General features: G+C 65.2%; 16 protein-coding genes. 9 read left to right on the plus strand and 7 right to left on the minus strand.

The features are described from left to right. The first annotated feature begins 48 nt into the window (after nucleotides 1-48). On the plus strand, nucleotides 49-237 hold the full coding sequence (locus tag EYF70_RS29035; protein WP_131148474.1) for a hypothetical protein: 189 nt from the start codon (nucleotides 49-51) through the stop codon (nucleotides 235-237). A gap of 59 nt (nucleotides 238-296) precedes the next feature. Here the strand turns inward: EYF70_RS29035 and EYF70_RS29040 are convergent, their stop codons facing one another. The 7 genes from EYF70_RS29040 to EYF70_RS29070 all read right to left on the minus strand — a co-directional run bounded on the left by EYF70_RS29040 (nucleotide 297) and on the right by EYF70_RS29070 (nucleotide 7,485). Continuing rightward, entirely contained in the window at nucleotides 297-1,868 is a 1,572-nt protein-coding gene (locus tag EYF70_RS29040) for a hybrid sensor histidine kinase/response regulator (protein WP_131148475.1), read from the minus strand. Between the two features lie 5 nt (nucleotides 1,869-1,873). Continuing rightward, on the minus strand, nucleotides 1,874-2,677 hold the full coding sequence (locus EYF70_RS29045) for an alpha/beta fold hydrolase (RefSeq protein ID WP_131148476.1): 804 nt from the start codon (nucleotides 2,675-2,677) through the stop codon (nucleotides 1,874-1,876). Nucleotides 2,678-2,779: 102 nt separating this feature from the next. Then, nucleotides 2,780-3,841 (minus strand): rhodanese-like domain-containing protein, encoded by a 1,062-nt coding sequence (locus tag EYF70_RS29050; RefSeq protein WP_131148477.1) that lies wholly within the window; start codon nucleotides 3,839-3,841, stop codon nucleotides 2,780-2,782. Nucleotides 3,842-3,890: 49 nt separating this feature from the next. Continuing rightward, nucleotides 3,891-4,547, minus strand: coding sequence for a peroxiredoxin (locus EYF70_RS29055; protein ID WP_131148478.1), 657 nt, complete (start codon nucleotides 4,545-4,547; stop codon nucleotides 3,891-3,893). A gap of 147 nt (nucleotides 4,548-4,694) precedes the next feature. Next, the gene (locus EYF70_RS29060) at nucleotides 4,695-5,360 is read right to left on the minus strand and encodes a Crp/Fnr family transcriptional regulator (RefSeq protein ID WP_131148479.1); all 666 of its coding nucleotides are present in this window, start codon (nucleotides 5,358-5,360) and stop codon (nucleotides 4,695-4,697) included. 58 nt (nucleotides 5,361-5,418) lie between these two features. Further along, entirely contained in the window at nucleotides 5,419-6,429 is a 1,011-nt protein-coding gene (locus EYF70_RS29065) for a LacI family DNA-binding transcriptional regulator (protein ID WP_131148480.1), read from the minus strand. A 261-nt stretch (nucleotides 6,430-6,690) separates the two neighbouring features. Beyond that, the gene (locus tag EYF70_RS29070; protein WP_131148481.1) at nucleotides 6,691-7,485 is read right to left on the minus strand and encodes a polysaccharide deacetylase family protein; all 795 of its coding nucleotides are present in this window, start codon (nucleotides 7,483-7,485) and stop codon (nucleotides 6,691-6,693) included. Between the two features lie 141 nt (nucleotides 7,486-7,626). Between EYF70_RS29070 and EYF70_RS29075 the strand changes: the two genes are divergently transcribed. The 8 genes from EYF70_RS29075 to EYF70_RS29110 all read left to right on the plus strand — a co-directional run bounded on the left by EYF70_RS29075 (nucleotide 7,627) and on the right by EYF70_RS29110 (nucleotide 17,994). Then, a complete protein-coding gene (locus EYF70_RS29075; RefSeq protein ID WP_131148482.1) occupies nucleotides 7,627-8,472 on the plus strand; it encodes a glycoside hydrolase family 16 protein in 846 nt (281 codons plus the stop codon). A 197-nt stretch (nucleotides 8,473-8,669) separates the two neighbouring features. Continuing rightward, nucleotides 8,670-11,645 (plus strand): TonB-dependent receptor, encoded by a 2,976-nt coding sequence (locus EYF70_RS29080; protein ID WP_131148483.1) that lies wholly within the window; start codon nucleotides 8,670-8,672, stop codon nucleotides 11,643-11,645. 119 nt (nucleotides 11,646-11,764) lie between these two features. Beyond that, the gene (locus EYF70_RS29085; RefSeq protein WP_131148484.1) at nucleotides 11,765-13,318 is read left to right on the plus strand and encodes a tryptophan halogenase family protein; all 1,554 of its coding nucleotides are present in this window, start codon (nucleotides 11,765-11,767) and stop codon (nucleotides 13,316-13,318) included. Between the two features lie 16 nt (nucleotides 13,319-13,334). After that, on the plus strand, nucleotides 13,335-14,060 hold the full coding sequence (locus EYF70_RS29090; RefSeq protein WP_131148485.1) for a SapC family protein: 726 nt from the start codon (nucleotides 13,335-13,337) through the stop codon (nucleotides 14,058-14,060). Further along, complete coding sequence (locus EYF70_RS29095) at nucleotides 14,044-15,048, plus strand: cupin-like domain-containing protein (RefSeq protein WP_131148486.1); 1,005 nt, start codon at nucleotides 14,044-14,046, stop codon at nucleotides 15,046-15,048. Before EYF70_RS29090 ends, EYF70_RS29095 begins: the two co-directional genes overlap by 17 nt. 32 nt (nucleotides 15,049-15,080) lie before the next feature. Further along, a complete protein-coding gene (locus EYF70_RS29100; RefSeq protein WP_131148487.1) occupies nucleotides 15,081-16,583 on the plus strand; it encodes a tryptophan halogenase family protein in 1,503 nt (500 codons plus the stop codon). A gap of 268 nt (nucleotides 16,584-16,851) precedes the next feature. After that, a complete protein-coding gene (locus EYF70_RS29105) occupies nucleotides 16,852-17,367 on the plus strand; it encodes an energy transducer TonB (RefSeq protein WP_131148488.1) in 516 nt (171 codons plus the stop codon). Nucleotides 17,368-17,499: 132 nt separating this feature from the next. Continuing rightward, nucleotides 17,500-17,994 carry an energy transducer TonB gene (locus EYF70_RS29110; protein ID WP_131148489.1) on the plus strand — a complete coding sequence of 165 codons (495 nt, stop codon included), beginning with the start codon at nucleotides 17,500-17,502 and terminating at the stop codon, nucleotides 17,992-17,994. Nucleotides 17,995-18,052: the final 58 nt, after the last annotated feature.

Genomic DNA, 18,052 nt, shown 5'->3' on the forward strand with positions numbered 1-18,052 from the left:
TATACTGGATTTGAGGTTTTTGATAACGTCGTCAACGGGGAGATCATCATGAACAGCCAAGCCGTGCGCCAGCAGTCCGCCGCTACCGGGGCCAGTGAACGCGACGAGCCGGTCGAGGTCACGGAACGCGGCCCGTCCGCGCCGGCAGTCCCGGGCGCGGCCGCACCGGCCGTCGAGCCGGAGCGCACGGTGTTGCGTGAACTGCACAGGATGTTCGCGTTGATCGCCATCCGCTGAATCGGGATACTGCACGCCGTGGCAATCGCGGCCCCGCCAGCGTGCGGGTGCCGTGCCGCTCAGCGGCCGGGAAACTCCGTGGCCAGGAGATCGCGCAGCTTGCCCAGTTCGATGGGCTTGGTCATGTGGTGGTCGAACCCCGCTGCCTGCGCCTGCTCGCGGTCCTTCTGCTGCCCCCAGCCGGTGATGGCGATCAGCTTCATGGCGGTGCCGCCCGGCGCCTGGCGCAGCCGGCGTGCCAGTTCATAGCCGTTCATGTCGGGCAGCCCGATGTCGAGCAGCGCCACGTCCGGCCGGAAGGCGGCAACGATATCGAGTGCCGCGCCAGCCGTATGCACGGTGCGCGTTTCGCAGCCGAACATGGCCAGGGCCATCGTCAGCGTTTCGGCGGCGTCCTGGTTGTCGTCGACGACCAGGATGCGCACGGATGCCGGCGGCGTATCGTCCTGCTCCGGCGCCGCGGGACAGGCCGCGCCCATCGCCAGCGGCAGGCGCACCGTGAATTCGCTGCCCCGGCCGGGGCCTTCGCTGGCCGCGCCCACCGTGCCGCCATGCAGTTCGACGATGCCGCGCACCAGCGCCAGGCCGATGCCGAGACCGCCCTTGGCGCGGTCCAGCGCCGGTTCCAGCTGCGAAAACATGTCGAACACAGTGGCCAGCGCGGCGGTGGGGATGCCGATGCCGTTGTCGCGTACCCGGATCTCCGCCATGCCCGGAACGCACGCCAGGTGCAGTTCGATGGTGCCGCCGTCGGGCGTGTATTTCGCCGCGTTGGCGAGCAGGTTGAGCACCACCTGGGCCAGCCGGGTCGCATCGCCGTCGACCAGTACCGGGCCGTCGGCGACGTGGACGTGCAAGGTATGCCGTGCCGCCGCCATCATCGGCGCCAGGTCGTGCGCGGCGCTGCGCACCAGCGCGGTGAGCTCCACCGTGGCGCGGCTCAGCTGCATGCGCCCCTGGGTGATGCGCGAGACTTCCATCAGGTCGTCGACCAGCCGCGTAAGGTGGCGCAATTGCCGGTCGAAGGCCTGGATCAGGCGTGGTTCGGCGCTGTTTCCCAGCTTGAACGTCAGCACGTCCAGTGCGCTGCGCATCGGCGCCAGCGGATTGCGCAGTTCGTGCGACAGCGTGGCCAGGAATTCATCCTTGCGCCGGTCGGCCGCCGACAGCCGGGCGTTCGCGGCCTGCAGCCGGGTCTCGGCTTCGCGGCGCGCCTCCAGCGCCGCCTCGGCCGCCTTGCGGGCGGCCAGCAACTCGCGCTCGTAGGCGTGGCGGTCGGCCGCCTTGAACAAGGCCCAGTGATCGAAGCTGGCGCCATCCGCCTGGCGGCGCGCGATGTTGATCAGCACGGGCAGCCGTTCCTTGCCGCGGTTGACCAGGTTGACCTGGATTTCCGCCACCGATCCCTGCACTTCCAGGATCGGCTGGCAATGCGTGTGATAGAACAGCCGGGCGCCGACCGGCAGCAGGTCGCGCATGCGCACCTTGCCGACCAGCTCTTCTTCCCCGTAGCCCAGCCACGTGCAGGCGGTGGCGTTGGCCCCCAGGATCACGCCGTCCGCGCCGGTGACCACCAGGGCACAGGCGGCGTGCTCGAACAGGGTATCGCCTCCGGGAAGCGCGCCGTTCACGTCGATCAGCGCAGGGTCCGCGCGAGGAAGCCCTCTATGACACGCGAACTCTCGGTCGGTGCGCTCATGTGCGGGCAATGGCCCACGTTGTCGATCACGTGCAGGGTGCTGTTCGGCAGGTGGCGGTGCAGGTAGCGGCCCACTTCCAGCGGTGCCACCAGGTCGTCACTGCATTGCAGGATCAGCGCCGGCACGGTGGAATGCGGCAAGTCGGCCCGGTGGTCGGACAGGAACGTCACGCGCGCAAAATGCTTGGCGATCTCGGGATCGTTGCGGCAGAAGCTGTCGGTCAGCTCCGCGCGCAGCTCCGGGCGCCCCGGCGCGCCCATGATGGCGGGCGCCAGGCTGCTCGACCAGCCCAGGTAATTGGCATCCATCGTTTCCAGCAGTTCGCCGATGTCTTCCCGGCTGAAGCCGCCCACGTAGTCGCCATCGTTGATATAGCAGGGCGAAGGCCCGACCATGACCTGGGCGACGAAGCGTTCCGGCGCCTTGATCGTCGCCAGCAGGCCGATCATCGTGCTGACCGAATGGCCGACGAAGACCACGGGGCCGGTGGCGAAGGCGTCGAGGATTTCCAGCAGGTCGTCCGCATAGCCGTGCAGCGTGCCGTACTTGTCGCGGTCATAGGCAGATAAATCGGATCGCCCGCTGCCGACGAGATCGAACGAGATCGTGCGGAAGCGCTCGGCGAAGGCGGGTGCCAGGAAGCGCCACATGGTCTGGTCGCAGCCGAACCCGTGCGCGAACACCATGGTGGCCGACCCGTTCCCCGCGACATGAACATTGTTTCGGATCTGTACGGACATGATGGATTCGATGTTGGTTGGAATGCAACAGGCGATTATACCCGAGCGATCCGGCCAGGCGATTTCGGTTGGCGGCGCCCGGTCACTGGCGGCGGCAGGCGATCACGCTTCCGCCGCCACCGGCATGCCCTCGATTTTCCAGCGCAGCATGCCGCCGGCCAGGTTGGCCACCTGGCCGAATCCCGCCTTGGCAAGCAGCACGCAAGCCTGCGCCGAGCGCACGCCGGAGCGGCAGACGGCTACCACCGGGCGTTCCTTGTCCAGTGCTTCCAGATGCTCCGCCAGTTGCGACAGCGGTACCAGCCGCGCACCCGGCAGGTGGCCCAGCTTGTCGATGAATTCCGCTTCCTCGCGCACGTCGAGGATTTGTGCCTTGGCGCCATGTTCGAGCAGCGCCATGGGCTCGATTTCCCACACGCCGGAAAAGCGCAGCGTCAGCGGCGCCCAGTCCGGCGCCTCCGGCGGCAGGGCGCCCCCTTCCGGCTGGCCGCAGCGCAGGTTGGCGGGCACGGCCACCGCGATCATCTTCGGATGCGGCAGGTGCAGGTTGTTCATGTGGCCCGTGAAATCGCCCACGTCGACCTCGCCGCCCAGCCGCGGATTGAAGCGGCGTTCCTCTGCCACGCTGGTGACCGTGATGCCGCGATAGTCGTGCGCCGGGTACAGCAGGCAGCTGTCGGGCAGCGACAGGATCTGCTCGCGCACGGAGGTGAACAACTGCTGCGGGCTGCCCTGCTGGAAGTCGGTGCGGCCGCAGCCGCGGATCAGCAGGCTGTCGCCGGTGAAGGCCATGCTGGCGTCATCGAGCACGTAGGTCAGGCAGCCGTTGGTGTGGCCCGGCGTGGCCCGCACGTCCAGGTGGCGCGCACCGAACACGATACGGTCGCCGTGCCGCAGCGGGCGATCCACGAGTTCGGCGCCGGCGGCCGCGGCCAGCGCGATGTCGCTGCCGCAGCGCTGGTGCAGCCGCCAGGCGCCGGTCACATGGTCGGCATGCACGTGCGTGTCGAGCGTGGCCCGCAGCACCAGGCCGAGTTCCTGCAGCAGGGCCAGGTCGCGCGGCACCTGCTCGTAGACGGGATCGATCAGCAGTGCCTCGCCGCCGTCGGCAAGCAGGTACGTGTAGGTCGATGAAACGGGATCGAACAGCTGGCGGAAAATCATGTCGGGCTCCTGGCGGATGGCCGGCCTCGTGAGCCGGCCGGATGGCACCTCAGGCGGGTTGCCGCGTGGTGCGCAGATACGGTTTGATCATTGTAAAACCGGGGAAGGATTTTTCGGCTTCTTCGTTGCTGACGGCCGGCGTGATGATCACGTCGTCACCCTGCTTCCAGTTCACCGGGGTGGCCACCTTGTGCTTCGCGGTCAGCTGCATCGAATCGAGCACGCGCAGGATCTCGTCGAAGTTGCGGCCGGTCGTCATCGGGTAGGTCAGCATCAGCTTGATGCGCTTGTCCGGGCCGATGATGAAGACCGAGCGAACGGTCGCATTGGTGGCTGCGGTGCGTCCTTCGCTGGTGCCCTCTTCCTCGGCCGGCAGCATGTTGTAGAGCTTTGCCACGGCCAGGTCGGTATCGCCGATCATCGGATAGTTCACTTTCGCGCCCTGGGTTTCCTCGATGTCGGCCACCCATCGGTCGTGGTTTTCCACGGGGTCGACGGACAGGCCGATCAGCTTCGCGTGACGGCGCGTGAACTCGGGTTCGATGCGGGCCATATAGCCCAGTTCCGTCGTGCAGACGGGCGTGAAATCCTTCGGATGCGAGAACAGGATCGCCCAGCCCTCGCCAAGCCAGTCGTGGAAGCGGATCGTGCCCTGCGTGGTCCGGGCGGTAAAGTCGGGCGCGACGTCATTGATGCGAAGTGACATGGTGTGCTCCTGTGTGGTGAAGTGGGTGTGGACGGAAGTTTCCACCACCGGAGCGGAAAATCTCGGTGACAAATATTACAGACCCGATCACAGACCCGATCACAAGCTCGATCACAGGCCCGATCACAGGCCCGCTGATCGCATCGGTCAGAGGCTGACGAATTTCTTCAGGGCCGCCGCGTCGAGCACCACCACCTGGCCCCGTTCGAGCTGCACCCAGCCCTTGTGCTCGAAATCCTTCAGCAGGCGGCTCACCAGTTCACGGAAACTGCCCAGTTCATCGGCAATGGCCTGGTGCGTCATCGCCACGGGGTTGGGCTTGGCCGCCAGCAGCGAAGCAAGGCGCTGGTCGAGCTTCTGGAAGGCCACGGCCGTGACGAGGTTCATCAACTCCGTCAGCCGTTCCGAAAAACGGTTGAAGACCTGGTTGCGGAACACTTCCAGCTGGGCGAACAGCAGCTTGAACGCGCCGGGCGGCAGCAGCACCAGCTCGATCTCTTCCTGCACCACGCCGCGCGCCTGGTACGGGGCATTGGCCAGCAGGCAGCTGCTGGTGAGAATGCAGGTTTCGCCGGGGAGTACCTGGTACAGGTGCAGGTCGCGCCCGCTGGGGGAGGATTTGATGACCCGTGCGCTGCCCGAAATGAGCATCGGAAAGCCGCGGCATGGCTGGTTCTCGTCGAACATCAGTTCACCGGCCGGCACCTTCATGTAGGCGGCATTCGCGAACAGCCTGGCAAGGTCCGGCGCGGGCAACTCGCCCAGCATCGGATACAGCGCGAGAACGCGGGCCTCCATGTGTGGTGTGATCATCGGTCGCCTCCGCATGCGTGGTGGTGAAGCGCTCATTCTAGCGCTCGCCGGGCGACCTTCAACGGTCCAGTTTCGCCACCGAGGCCCGCAGCGTCACCGTCACCGGGAAATCGCGCTCGACCGGCCGCTTCAGGTCGTAGCACAGGTTCAGCAGCTGGTTGATGCCGTTCAGCGTCATCTGCTGCCATGGCATGCGCACCGACGTCAGGCGCGGGGCCGCATACTCCGCGCTGGGCGTGTCGTCGTAGGCCAGCACCGACAGGTCATGCGGCACGCGGATGCCCGCTTCCTGGAAATGCGACAGCGCGCCCACGGCCATCTCGTCGTTGGCGCAGAACAGCGCGGTGGGCTTGCGGCCGGACGCCACCAGCTCGCGCGCCGCGGCCCAGCCGGCGGCCGGCGAGAAGTCGCCTTCGCGCCGCCACATCGCCGTGGTGTCGATGCCCGCCGCCGCCAGCTCGGCGAGAAAGCCATCGATGCGGGCCACGCTGTCTTCCAGCTCCATCGGGCCGGTCAGCAGCGCGATGTCGCGGTGGCCGTTCTCCAGCAGCGTGCGCGCGGCCAGGCGGCCCCCCAGCATGTGGTCGACCGTGAAGCACTGGTCCGGGATGGTCGCGAAACCATGGTTCAGCGCGACCAGGCGCGACAGCCGGCTGCCGGCCACCGCGAGGTCGCCCTCGTCCAGGGCGCTGGTCATCACGATCAGGCCATCGCAGCCGCGCTCGATCAGGAACTCGATGCCTTCCAGGGCCTGGCGGCGCGCATTGCCGAGGCCCACGCCGAACGCCACCACCATGTGCAGCCCCGCCGCGCGCAATTCGGTATCGATGATCTGCAGGATCGGCGTGAAGAAGGTGCCGGACAGCGCCGGGATGTACACGCCGATCATCTTCGACGAACCGGACAGCAGGGCCCGGGCCGCATGCGATGGCCGGAAGCCCAGTTCGTCGATGGCCTTGCGCACGCGCTCCAGCGTGGCTGGCGACACCGGGCCGCTGCCATTGATCGCGCGCGACGCGGTGCCCAGGCCCACACCCGCCAGGCGGGCGACGTCTTTGATGGTTGCCACTGAAATTCCTGTTCCGCTGACAAAACATGACGAGCATACTGGAACTCACCCGCCCACGCCAAACGCGGCGGATGCCGCGCCCTTCCCGCCGGACGCGCGTTGCCGAATCCGGGGCCCAGTGGGTAGTGCCGCTTGGTTAAGCAAACCCCAAGTGCAAATTCCGGGGTCAGACCCGTCGGGTCTGACCCCAGCCCTTCGCTGTTGGGGTGAATGCACGCGCTCTCAATGTGCCGGGTAACGCTTAACTTAACGGCATTAGGTTCATTGAGCCTTCACATGCTTCATGATGTTCAGGAACGTGTCGGTCCAGTACACCTTGCGGTTGTCGGCCAGGTACTTCACCAGTTCCTCGTGCGCGGCGCTCGAATTGGCGAGGTGGTCGCCGCCGATGCCGTGGAAGGTGAACGCCACCATCGTGCCCTTGTCCGCCGCTTCCTTGACCATCGCGATCAGTTGCTGGCCGGTGAGGCCGACGGGCGCCACCACCGGTACCCGGTACGGATCCAGCTTCGCCATCGACGGCACGGCGCCGCGGCCGACGCTTGCCTTGATCGCCACGAAGTCGGCGTGCACCGCCGGCAGGTACTCCTGCCCGCCGGCCGCCAGCAGGTCGCCGCAAGGCGCGGTGAAGGTGCGTTCGCGCCGCCCGTCGATCGCGTACAGCATCGTGTTGGCCAGCGTGACCTGGTCCTTCATCTGCGCCACGCTCGTCGTGTCCAGGTCGCGGTGCGGTGCCACCCAGCCGCGCTCCGGCAGCGAGCGCCGGCACTGGTGGAACAGCGAGTGGTTGGCCAGCTCATGGCCCCGTTGCGCGGCGGCGCGCCACTCGGGCAGGCGCTTGTCGATGGTCTGGCTGGAGAGCGTAAGGTAGAACGTGCCCTTCACGCCGTATTTGTCCAGCGTGGGGATCGCATGATCGAGCTGCGAATCGGCGGCATCGTCATAGGCCAGGCTGACGGCCGCTTTGGCGCCGTTCGGCCAGGGGAAGGTTTCGGCGGCGCCGGCGCCGGTGGCTGCGCCGGCCAGCGCCAGCAGGATCCAGAAGGTTGTCTTCATCTCGTACCCGGGTATGTGACAAGAACGCAACGCATGCTGCGGTGCAGAGTGCGGCGCGGATTGCACTGTTAAAGTGGAAACGTTACCATACAACGACATTCATCTTTGCATGCGCCTGCCGCGCCGTCAATCCGGAGAACCATGGCTGCTTTCCATCGACGCTCACCGACCGCCACCGGCATCGCTGCCGCCATGGCACTGGCGCTGCTGGCGCTGGCCGACGCCGCGCCGGCCATGGAAGCGCCTCCCGGCTGGAAGCTGGCATGGGCGGATGAATTCGATGTCGACGGCCTGCCCGATCCGGCGAAGTGGGATTACGACACCGCATTCAACCGCACCGGCTGGCACAACAGGGAACTGCAGTATTACACCAGCGCGCGCCGCGAAAACGCCGAAGTGAAGAATGGCCGCCTGGTCATCACCGCCCGCAAGGAAGCGCTGGCGTCGATGCCGGACTACGGCGGCCAGGCCTACACGTCGGCACGGCTGGTCACGCGGGGCAAGGCCAGCTGGACGCACGGCTTCATCGAAGTGCGCGCGAAGCTGCCGTGCGGCCCGGGCAGCTGGCCGGCGATCTGGATGCTGGGCACCGGCGGCAAGTGGCCGGCCGACGGCGAGATCGACATCATGGAACACGTGGGCCACAAGCCCGGCGAAATCCTCGGCAGCATCTATACGAATGCGCAGAACTGGCCGCGTGGCACCGGCAAGACCAGCAAGACGATGGTGCCCGACGCGTGCGGCGCCTTCCACGACTACCAGCTCACGTGGACGCACGACCGGATCCTCGTGGGTGTCGATGGGCGCAATTACGCCGAACTGGCGAACCCGAAGGATGGCGACTACGACAAGTGGCCGTTCGACCGGCCGCAGTACCTGCTGCTGAACGTCGCGGTGGGCGGCGACCTCGGTGGCGCGGTGCGCGACGACAGCCTGCCATGGCGCATGGAAGTGGAATACGTGCGGGTCTTCCAGCCCGCCAGATGAGTTTTTACAACAGTATCGTCCAACAACAAATCTGTTCCGATTGACAACGTAGAAGTGCCCACCTACCATTGAGCGACCTGATATGGAAACGTTTCCATACACCTCTGGAATACCTTGGAAAGCAAGGTGGACCGGATGGATTGGCGCCGCCAGGCAGGAACTCATCGGTAGAAAACCATAAGAACACAGGAGACCACATGCACTATCCAAGGACCAAACAGAAACTGATCGCCCTGGCCGTGTCCAGCGCCTGCGCCGCCACCGCGCTGCCGGCATGGGCACAGGACATTGCCCAAAGCCAGGGCGCCGACCTGTCGTCGTCGCAGCCGGTGCAATCGGTGGTGGTGACCGGCATCCGCGCCTCGATGCAATCGTCGCTGAACCTGAAACGCAATTCCGACGGCATCGTCGACGGCATCGTCGCCGAGGACATCGGCAAGTTCCCCGACACGAACCTGGCCGAATCGCTGCAGCGCATTTCCGGCGTGTCGATCGACCGCTCGATCGGCGAAGGCTCGAAGGTCACGGTGCGCGGCGTGGGCCCCGACTTCAACATGGTGCTGCTGAACGGCCGCCAGATGCCGACGTCGAACCTGGGCGACCTGAATGGCCGCGCCTTCGACTTCGCCAACCTCGCTTCCGAGGCGGTGTCGCAGCTGCAGGTGTACAAGACCAGCCGCGCCGAAACGCCGACCGGCGGCATCGGCGCCACGCTGAACGTGATGACGGCGCGCCCGCTCGACCGCCCCGGCATGCAGGCTTCCGTCGGGGTGAAAGGCGTCTACGACAAGTCGGCCTCGAACCTGCCGGGCGACGTCAAGGATGGCAAGCGCGTGACGCCGGAAATCTCGGGCATCTACAGCAATACCTGGAACGACAACATGTTCGGCGTGGCGGTCACCGCCAGCTACCAGGAACGCAACCTGGGCTACAGCACGGCATCCGTGGGCAATGGCTGGAAGGGCCCGTACCGGGGCAGCTCCACCGCGGGCGGCACGATTCCCCAGCCCGGCGCGCCCGGCTCGGAAAACATCACCAACCGGCCCGGCGCCAACGACGTGTATTCGCTGCCGCAAAACCTGAACTACGCGTTCAACGGCGTGCAGCGCGAGCGCACCAACGGCCAGCTGACGTTCCAGTTCGCGCCGCGCAAGGATCTCACCACCACGCTCGACTACACCTACTCGCAGAACAAGATCCATACGCGCCGCCAGGACCTGTCGGCGTGGTTCAACTTCGGCCCGTCCGCCTCCAGCTGGACCGATGGCCCGGCCGCCGGCCCGCTGGTGTACACCGAGTTCCTCCCTGCCGGGACCAGCGACATCGCCATGGGCGGCGCCGACTTCGCCACCGTCAGCGAAAACAAGTCGGTCGGCTTCAACACGCTGTGGAAGGTCAATTCCGCGCTGCGCCTGGAACTGGACGTGCACCGTTCCACCGCCGAATCGCAGGCCGACAGCCCGTGGGGTTCGGACAACGTGCTGGGCACCGCGTCCTTCAGCCGCGGCGACACCACGGCCGACTTCAGCGAGGATTTCCCCGTGCTGTCGATCGCCGGTGCCGATTTCGCGCGCGCACCGCAGCAGGTGACCGGCTCGGCGTTCCGCAACGGCTACATGAAAGGCGAAATCAGCCAGGCCCAGTTCAAGGGCCGCCTGAAGGTGATGGAATCGTCGCAGCTGAACTTCGGCCTGTCCGCCACCAAGGTCGACAACCGTTCCGCCTTCTCGACGATGCAGCGCGATACCTGGGGCGGCGCCACCAGCCCGGCCGACTACCCGAGCAGTGTGTGGCATCCGGCCACCGTGCGCGGCTACTTCGACAAGATCGACGGCTCCGGCAACCCGAAACTGTTCAACAACTTCTACACCTTCAACTTCGGCGAAGTGCGCGACCTGGCGATCAAGGCATCCGGCCGGCCGGACCTGTATTCGGTCAAGGGCACCTGGGATACCGACCAGCGCACCGAAGAAAAATCCAAGGCGCTGTACCTGCAGTTCAATACCGACTGGGACACGGCGCTGCCGATCCACACCGCCGTCGGCGTACGCTACGAGAAGACCGACATCGTCTCTTCCGCGCTGGTGCAGACCGCCACCGGCATCTCATGGGTATCGCAGAATGAATTCCCGGTGCAGTTCGGCGCCCCGGACTTCACGACGCTGACCGGCAAGTACAACAACCTGCTGCCCAGCATCGATACCGATATCGAACTGCGCGAAGACATGAAACTGCGCCTGTCGTACGGCGAAACCATCGGGCGCCCCCGCTATGACCAGATCCAGGGCGGCACGGTGCTCAGTAACCTGGCGCGCGTGGACGGCGGCACCGGCACTGCCGGCAACCCGGGGCTGAAGCCGGTGGAGTCAAAGAACCTCGACCTGTCGTACGAGTGGTACTACGGCAAGCAGAACTTTTTCGCGCTGGGCTTCTTCAAGAAGAACCTGGATAACTATGCCGGCCAGTCCCAGGTCGACGCCAACCCGTTCAACCTGCACACGCCGGTGGGCGGAGCACTGTGGAACCTGGCCCTGGCCAACGGCTGCGCCAGCGCCGATACCACGTGCATCCGCAATTACATCTTCCGCAACCATCCGACGGCACCGGGCGTCACGCCAGGCAAGGATGATGCCTCCGGCAACGCCACCGGCACCATCGTCGGCCAGCCGGGCGATCCGCTCGCGAACTTCCGCATCACGTCGTTCTCGAACCAGAAGAAGGCCAGCCTGAAAGGCTTCGAGGTAAACGTGCAGCACATGTTCGGCAACAGCGGCTTCGGGGTGTCGGCCAACTACACGTATGTCGATTCCGGCCTGGGCTTCGACAACGCCAGCGCCGGCGAGCAGTTCGCGCTGGTCGGCCTGTCCGATTCGGCCAACCTGATCGGTATCTACGAAAACGACAAGTGGAACGTGCGCGCCGCGTTCAACTGGCGCGACAAATTCCTCGCTTCCACCTTCGATGGCGCGGGACCGAACCCGGTCTACACGGAAGCCTACGGCCAGTTCGACCTGTCGGTGGGGTATGCCATCACGCCGCAGCTGTCGATGCAGTTCGAAGGCATCAACCTGACCAATGAAACGACGCGCCAGCACGGCCGTAACGAGCGCATGCTGGTCAATGCCACCCAGGCTGGCGCGCGCTATATGTTGGGTCTGCGCTACAAGTTCTGACAATCGTTTTCATACTATGAGAGGGGAGCGGCTTCGCAGGCAGCGGAGCCGCTCCGATTTTTCTTTCCAGCGTTAGTTTTTCGGTTAGACTAATTGCCACCTTTTCATTTTGGTTCCCCATGTCCCAGCCGCCCGTTTCCAGCCTGGTCAACCATGTGGTCATCGTCGGCGGCGGATCGGCCGGCTGGCTGACCGCCGGCGTCATTGCCGCCGACCATCCAGCGCTTACCGTGACGCTGGTCGAATCGCCGGACGTGGCGCCGATCGGCGTGGGCGAGGGCACCTGGCCATCGATGCGCGACACGCTGCACCGTCTCGGCGTGTCCGAATCGGCGTTTTTCCGCGAGTGCGATGCGGCGTTCAAGCAGGGATCCCGCTTCAACGGCTGGCGCAGCGGCGGCGGCGCGGAAGACTACTACTTCCATCCGTTCGTGCTGCCCCAGGGCTTCGGCGAGGCCGACCTGGTGGAAAGCTGGCAGCGCGATGTTCCGGGCGTGCCGTTCGCCGACCTGGTGAGCTTCCAGCCGCACCTGTGCGTGCATGGCCGCGCACCGAAGCAGCCGGCCACGCCGGAATTCGCCGCCGTGGCCAACTACGGCTATCACCTCGATGCGGGCAAGTTCGGCGTGTTCCTGCGCAAGCACTGCCTGGAAAAGCTGGGCGTGCGCTACGTGCCGGACCACGTCACCGCCGTCAACAGCCATGACAATGGCGACATCGCCTCGCTGCAGACCAGGGAACATGGCGCCCTCGCAGGCGATCTGTTCATCGACTGCACCGGCATGCAGTCGCTGCTGCTGGGCCGCCACTACGGCGTGCCGCTGCTGCACCGCAAGGACATACTGTTCAACGACAGCGCGCTGGCCGTGCAGGTGCCCTACGAGCGCGACGACAGCCCGATCGCCTCGCAGACCACCTCCACCGCGCAGCGTGCCGGCTGGATCTGGGATATCGGCTTGCCGACCCGGCGCGGCATCGGCCACGTGTATTCGAGTGCGCACACGAGCGATGAACAGGCGGAAGCGGACCTGCGCGCCTATATCGGCAAGGACGATATTCCCGCGCCGCGCAAGCTGACGTTCCAGCCCGGCTACCGCGAGCAGTTCTGGCACCGCAACGTGGTCGCCATCGGCCTGTCCGCCGGCTTCATCGAACCGCTGGAAGCTTCCGCGCTGGCGCTGGTGGAAATGTCGGCGGCGATGGTCAGCGACGATCTTCCGGCCACGCGCGAGGCCATGGACATCGTGGCACGCCGCTTCAACGACGCCTTTACCTATCGCTGGGAGCGCGTCATCGAGTTCCTCAAGCTGCACTATGTGCTGAGTGGCCGGACGGATCCGCGCAGTACCTCGGATTACTGGCACGACAACCGCCGCGCCGAAACGATTCCCGCGCGGCTGCAGGAACTGCTGGCGCTGTGGCGCCACCGGCCGCCATCGCGCCTGGACTTCAACCGCATCGAGGAAGTCTTCCCGTCGGCCAGCTGGCAGTACGTGCTGTACGGGATGGGCTTCCAGCCCGACCGCGAACGCATCACGCGGCGTGGTTCCACGGGCAGCGCCGGCGGCTACTTCCGCGAAGCCGCCGAGCTCACGCGCAAGATGCTGCGCGCGCTGCCGTCGAACCGCGAACTGATCGACCATATCCGCCTACACGGCCTACAGAAAATCTAGAACAGACGAGACACGCATGACGAACCACGTTTTACTGAACAACGTCCAGCACAAGGACCTGAAGGTCATCACCCGCCACGGCCCCGGCCTCGGCGACGAGCAGATGTACGTTGCCACCTTCCCCGCCGAGTTCCGCACGCTGCAGGCGCATTACCCGATCGTGTTCCGCAAGGCCGAAGATGGCCGCGGCTTCGAGCCGATCGTGCTGTTCGGCTTCCAGGCCGGTGAAAACCTGTTCCTGAAAGCCGATGGCTGGGATGCACCGGAAATCCCGCTGATGATCGAACGCCAGCCGTTCCTGATCGGCCGCAATGGCGACGAGATGCTGGTGCACGTGGACCTGGACAGCCCCCGCGTAGTTAAATCCGATGATTCCCGTACCGAAGGCGAGCCGGCCTTCCTGCCGCACGGCGGCATCACCGAATACCTCGAACGCATCAACTCGATCCTGTTCACGATCCACGAAGGCTTGCAGAGCAACGTGGCCTTCGTCGACGCGCTGCTGAAGTACGAGCTGCTGGAATCGTTCGTGTTCGACATCGAACTGGACGACGGCTCGCAAAACCGCCTCGCCGGCTTCTACACGATCCACGAGGAACGCCTGCACGCGCTCGACACGGAAGCCATCGGTGCGCTGCACCGGGCCGGCTACCTGCAGCCGATCCACATGGTGCTGGCGTCGCTGTCGCAATTCCGCGCGCTGATCGACCGGAAGAACCGGCAGCATGCTGCCCGTCGCTGAACTGCGCGGCCTCACGCCGCGCGACCTGAATGACCGCATCCTGACGTCCACGCAGCCGCTGCTGCTGCGCGGGCTGGTGGCGCAGTGGCCGATGGTGCGCGCCGCGCAGGCATCGCAGGAAGCAGCGTCCGCGTACCTGAAGCGCTTCTATACCGGCGCGCCGGTCGTGGCGATGCTCGGCCTGCCGGACATCGGCGGCCGCTTCTTCTACAACGACGACCTGTCCGGCTTCAATTTCCGGCCCGTGCACGCGCCCCTGGGCGGCGTGCTGGACGAGCTGGAAGGGCATCGCAACGACGAGCAGCCGCCGGCGATCTACGTGGGTTCCACCACGATCGATACCTTCCTGCCCGGTTTTCGCGCCGAGAACGACGTCGACCTGGGCGGCGGCCGCGAGCCACTGGCCTCGATCTGGATCGGCAACCGCACGCGCATCGCCGCGCACTACGACGCGCCGGACAACCTGGCCTGCGTGACGGCGGGCCGGCGCCGCTTCACGCTGTTCCCGCCCGAGCAGTTGCCGAACCTGTACGTGGGGCCGCTGGACTTCACGCCGGCCGGGCAGGCGATCAGCCTGGTCGACCTGCATGCGCCGGACTTCGAACGCTTCCCGCGCTTTGCCGAGGCACTGGAACATGCCCAGGTGGCCGAAATGGAACCGGGCGACGCGCTGTTCATTCCCAGCATGTGGTGGCACCACGTCGAGGCGCTCGACGCCTTCAACGTACTGGTGAATTACTGGTGGCGCCAGTCGCCGCACTACATCGATACGGCGACCAACGCGCTGATGTACGCGATCATGACGATCCGCGACCTGCCGCCGGCGCAGCGCAAGGCGTGGGAAGGATTGTTCCGCCATTACGTGTTCGAGCACGACGAACAGACTTCCGCCCACATTCCGCCGGCCGCGCAGCGCATGCTGGCACCGATGACCGAGGACATGTCGCGCGCGCTGCGCGCCCAGCTGCTGAAGCGCCTGAACCGCTGAAGCCACTACAAGAAGGCAAGAAGGAGACGAACATGGAACAACAACGCCAGAAAAAACCGGTGCGCCGCGTGGTGATCGCCGGCGGCGGCACGGCGGGATGGATGGTCGCCGCCGGGCTGTCGAAATCGCTGGGCAAGCTGCTGGACATCAAGCTGATCGAGTCCGAGGAGATCGGCACGGTCGGCGTCGGCGAAGCCACCATTCCCACGCTGCTCAATTTTCACCACCTAATGGAAATCAACGAGCAGGAGTTCATGGCCGAGACCATGGCCACCTTCAAGCTGGGCATCAGCTTTGAAAACTGGCGCAACGTGAACGAGGACTATATCCACTCGTTCGGCACCACCGGCACCGACCACTGGACGGCCGGCTTCCAGCACTTCTGGCACAAGGGCCGCGAGCGCGGCATCGCCGGCGACTACGGCGACTACTGCCTGGAACTGAAGGCCGGCCTGAAGAACCGCTTTGCGCACCTGCCGAACAACGGCATGAACTACGCCTACCACATGGATGCCGGCCGCTACGCGAAATTCCTGCGCCGCTTCTCGGAACGCTATGGCGTGCAGCGCGTGGAAGGCAAGATCGTCGAGGTCCGCAAGAACCTGCTGAGCGGCGACATCACCGCCCTGCGCCTGGACTCCGGCGCCGAACTCGAGGGCGACCTGTTCATCGACTGCACCGGTTTCCGCGGCCTGCTGATCGGGCAGACCATGGGCGTGGAATACGAGGACTGGTCGCACTGGCTGTTCAACGACAGCGCCGTGGCGCTGCAGACGAAATCGGTGCGCGATGCGGTGCCGTACACCCGCTCGATCGCGCGCGACGCGGGCTGGCAGTGGCAGATCCCGCTGCAGCACCGCGTCGGCAATGGCCTGGTGTACTCCACCCGCTACACGGACGACGAAACGGCGCTACGCACGCTGCAGGCGGCCGTCGATGGCGAACCGTTGATGACGCCGCGCGTGATCCGCTTCACGCCGGGCCAGCGCAAGCAGACGTGGAAGGGCAACTGCATCGCCATCGGGCTGGCCAGCGGCTTCCTGGAACCGATCGAATCGACCAGCATCCACCTGATCCAGCGCGGCATCATCCGGCTGATGCAGATGTTCCCGCAGGATGGCATCAGCCAGGCCGACATCGACGAATTCAACCAGCAGGCCGACTACGAAATCCAGCACATCCGCGATTTCATCATCCTGCACTACAACGTGACGAACCGCCGCGACACGCCGTACTGGCGCGACGCCGCCACGATGAAGCTGCCGCCGTCGCTGCAGCACCGCATCGACCTGTTCCGCGACACCGGCCGCGTGTTCCGCGTGCCGAACGAACTGTTCGCCGAGAACTCGTGGATCCAGGTGATGCTGGGCCAGGGCATCCTGCCCGCCTCGCACCACCAGACCGCGGACCTGATGGGCGATGAAGAACTGGCCCGCTTCCTCGGCAACATCAGCGGCACCATCGACCGTACCGTGGCCCAGCTGCCGTCGCACCAGAAATACGTCGAACAGTACTGCTCCGGCACCGGGTGGTAAATCCACAACACCCGCACCGGGGACTGTCCCCGATTTTGAGCAACAGTTTTCTTGCAGGCACGGGATTTTTCGGCATTCCGACAAAAAATTCGTGCCGCGCTTGGCCAGATAAGCCAGTTAGAAGAATGCGGTGTAAAAACCACAAAATTGTTGCCAAAAATCGGGGACTGTCCCCCGTTTTTGGGAAATTAGTTGCCGTGTGATAAATAGTGAGTTTTCGACAGGGGGTGATGCGCTATAAACAGCATTTACCATTGCGGAGTTTATTTTGCGCATCATCCCTGCCATTGGCGCCGTTCTGGCGCTGTCGACCTTGCTGGCGCAGGCCCAGGAATACTCGATTAAAGCCGACGATCCCCAGACTGGCAGTAATCTCCGCCGTAGTACCGCACGCATCAGCTTCCCACCCGACAAGACCTATGCCGAATTGCCGGAGGCGGACAAGGCCCGCCTGCGCGCCGTGTACGAGAACATGGGACCGGATGACGAGCCGCCGTATCCGGCGCGCGGGTATGGCAAGCTGATGCGGTCAATCAGTTCCGCCCAGAACAGCGTGCAGATCGAGGGCATGGTGGAGATGGGCGTGATCGTCGGTGCCGATGGCCGGGCCGACAGCGTCAAGGTCTACCAGTCGCCCGACCCGAAGACGACGCAGGTGATCGCCAGCGTGCTGATGCTGGAGAAATACAAGCCGGCGCTGTGCAATGCCAAACCGTGTACCCAGGAATTCCCTTTTGCCATCCGCTTCTCGCTGGAGAACCAACAGCTGAAAACCTACCGCTAGCGGCCCCGCGATGTTGCATGAAGCCGATCAAGGGCCACCTGGATTTCCGGACCCTGGCCGATTTGATCATGGCTGGTTTTTCGATGAACATCGATGCGTCATGAACCGCGTTTCCACCAGGGAGTCGTCAACTTGCGAATCGCTCTTGCCTTTGGCGCCATGCTGGTACTGTCGACCAGCCTCGCCCACGCCCAGCAGTACCGCATGAAGGAGGAGGAGCCGCGCACCGGTACCCTCCTCAAGCGCGAGAATATCCGCCTCAGCCTGCCGCCCGACAAGACCTATGCCGAATTGTCCGAGACGGACAAGGCGCGCCTGCGCGGCATGTATGAACACATGGCGCCCGGCGACGAGCCGCCGTTCCCCGCGCGCGGCTACCGCAGCCTGATGCGGGCGATGTCCGCCGTGCAGGAGCGCCTGCAGATCGCCGGCAACGTCGACATGGGCGTCATCGTCGGCGCGGATGGCCGCGCCAGCGAAATCAAGGTGTACGGATCGTCCGACCCGCAGCTGACGACCGTCATCGCCAACGTGCTGGTGCTGGAAAAGTACAAGCCCGCGCTGTGCGGCGGCACGCCGTGCACCCAGGAATTCCCGTTCCGCATGAATTTCAGGCTGCGGCACTGAAGCGATACGGTAATGACTTGACACCACGCTGCTGTGCGCCTTACATTACCAACAGGTT

Origin of the sequence: Pseudoduganella albidiflava (genome assembly GCF_004322755.1) — a bacterium.
In the GTDB taxonomy this organism is placed as follows: domain Bacteria; phylum Pseudomonadota; class Gammaproteobacteria; order Burkholderiales; family Burkholderiaceae_D; genus Rugamonas; species Rugamonas albidiflava.

Coding starts and splice junctions, on each gene's coding strand:
- EYF70_RS29035 (WP_131148474.1), top strand. CDS start 49: ATGAACAGCCAAGCCGTGCGCCAGCAGTCCGCCGCTACCGGGGCCAGT.
- EYF70_RS29045 (WP_131148476.1), bottom strand. CDS start 2,677: ATGTCCGTACAGATCCGAAACAATGTTCATGTCGCGGGGAACGGGTCG.
- EYF70_RS29050 (WP_131148477.1), bottom strand. CDS start 3,841: ATGATTTTCCGCCAGCTGTTCGATCCCGTTTCATCGACCTACACGTAC.
- EYF70_RS29055 (WP_131148478.1), bottom strand. CDS start 4,547: ATGTCACTTCGCATCAATGACGTCGCGCCCGACTTTACCGCCCGGACC.
- EYF70_RS29060 (WP_131148479.1), bottom strand. CDS start 5,360: ATGATCACACCACACATGGAGGCCCGCGTTCTCGCGCTGTATCCGATG.
- EYF70_RS29070 (WP_131148481.1), bottom strand. CDS start 7,485: ATGAAGACAACCTTCTGGATCCTGCTGGCGCTGGCCGGCGCAGCCACC.
- EYF70_RS29075 (WP_131148482.1), top strand. CDS start 7,627: ATGGCTGCTTTCCATCGACGCTCACCGACCGCCACCGGCATCGCTGCC.
- EYF70_RS29080 (WP_131148483.1), top strand. CDS start 8,670: ATGCACTATCCAAGGACCAAACAGAAACTGATCGCCCTGGCCGTGTCC.
- EYF70_RS29085 (WP_131148484.1), top strand. CDS start 11,765: ATGTCCCAGCCGCCCGTTTCCAGCCTGGTCAACCATGTGGTCATCGTC.
- EYF70_RS29090 (WP_131148485.1), top strand. CDS start 13,335: ATGACGAACCACGTTTTACTGAACAACGTCCAGCACAAGGACCTGAAG.
- EYF70_RS29095 (WP_131148486.1), top strand. CDS start 14,044: ATGCTGCCCGTCGCTGAACTGCGCGGCCTCACGCCGCGCGACCTGAAT.
- EYF70_RS29100 (WP_131148487.1), top strand. CDS start 15,081: ATGGAACAACAACGCCAGAAAAAACCGGTGCGCCGCGTGGTGATCGCC.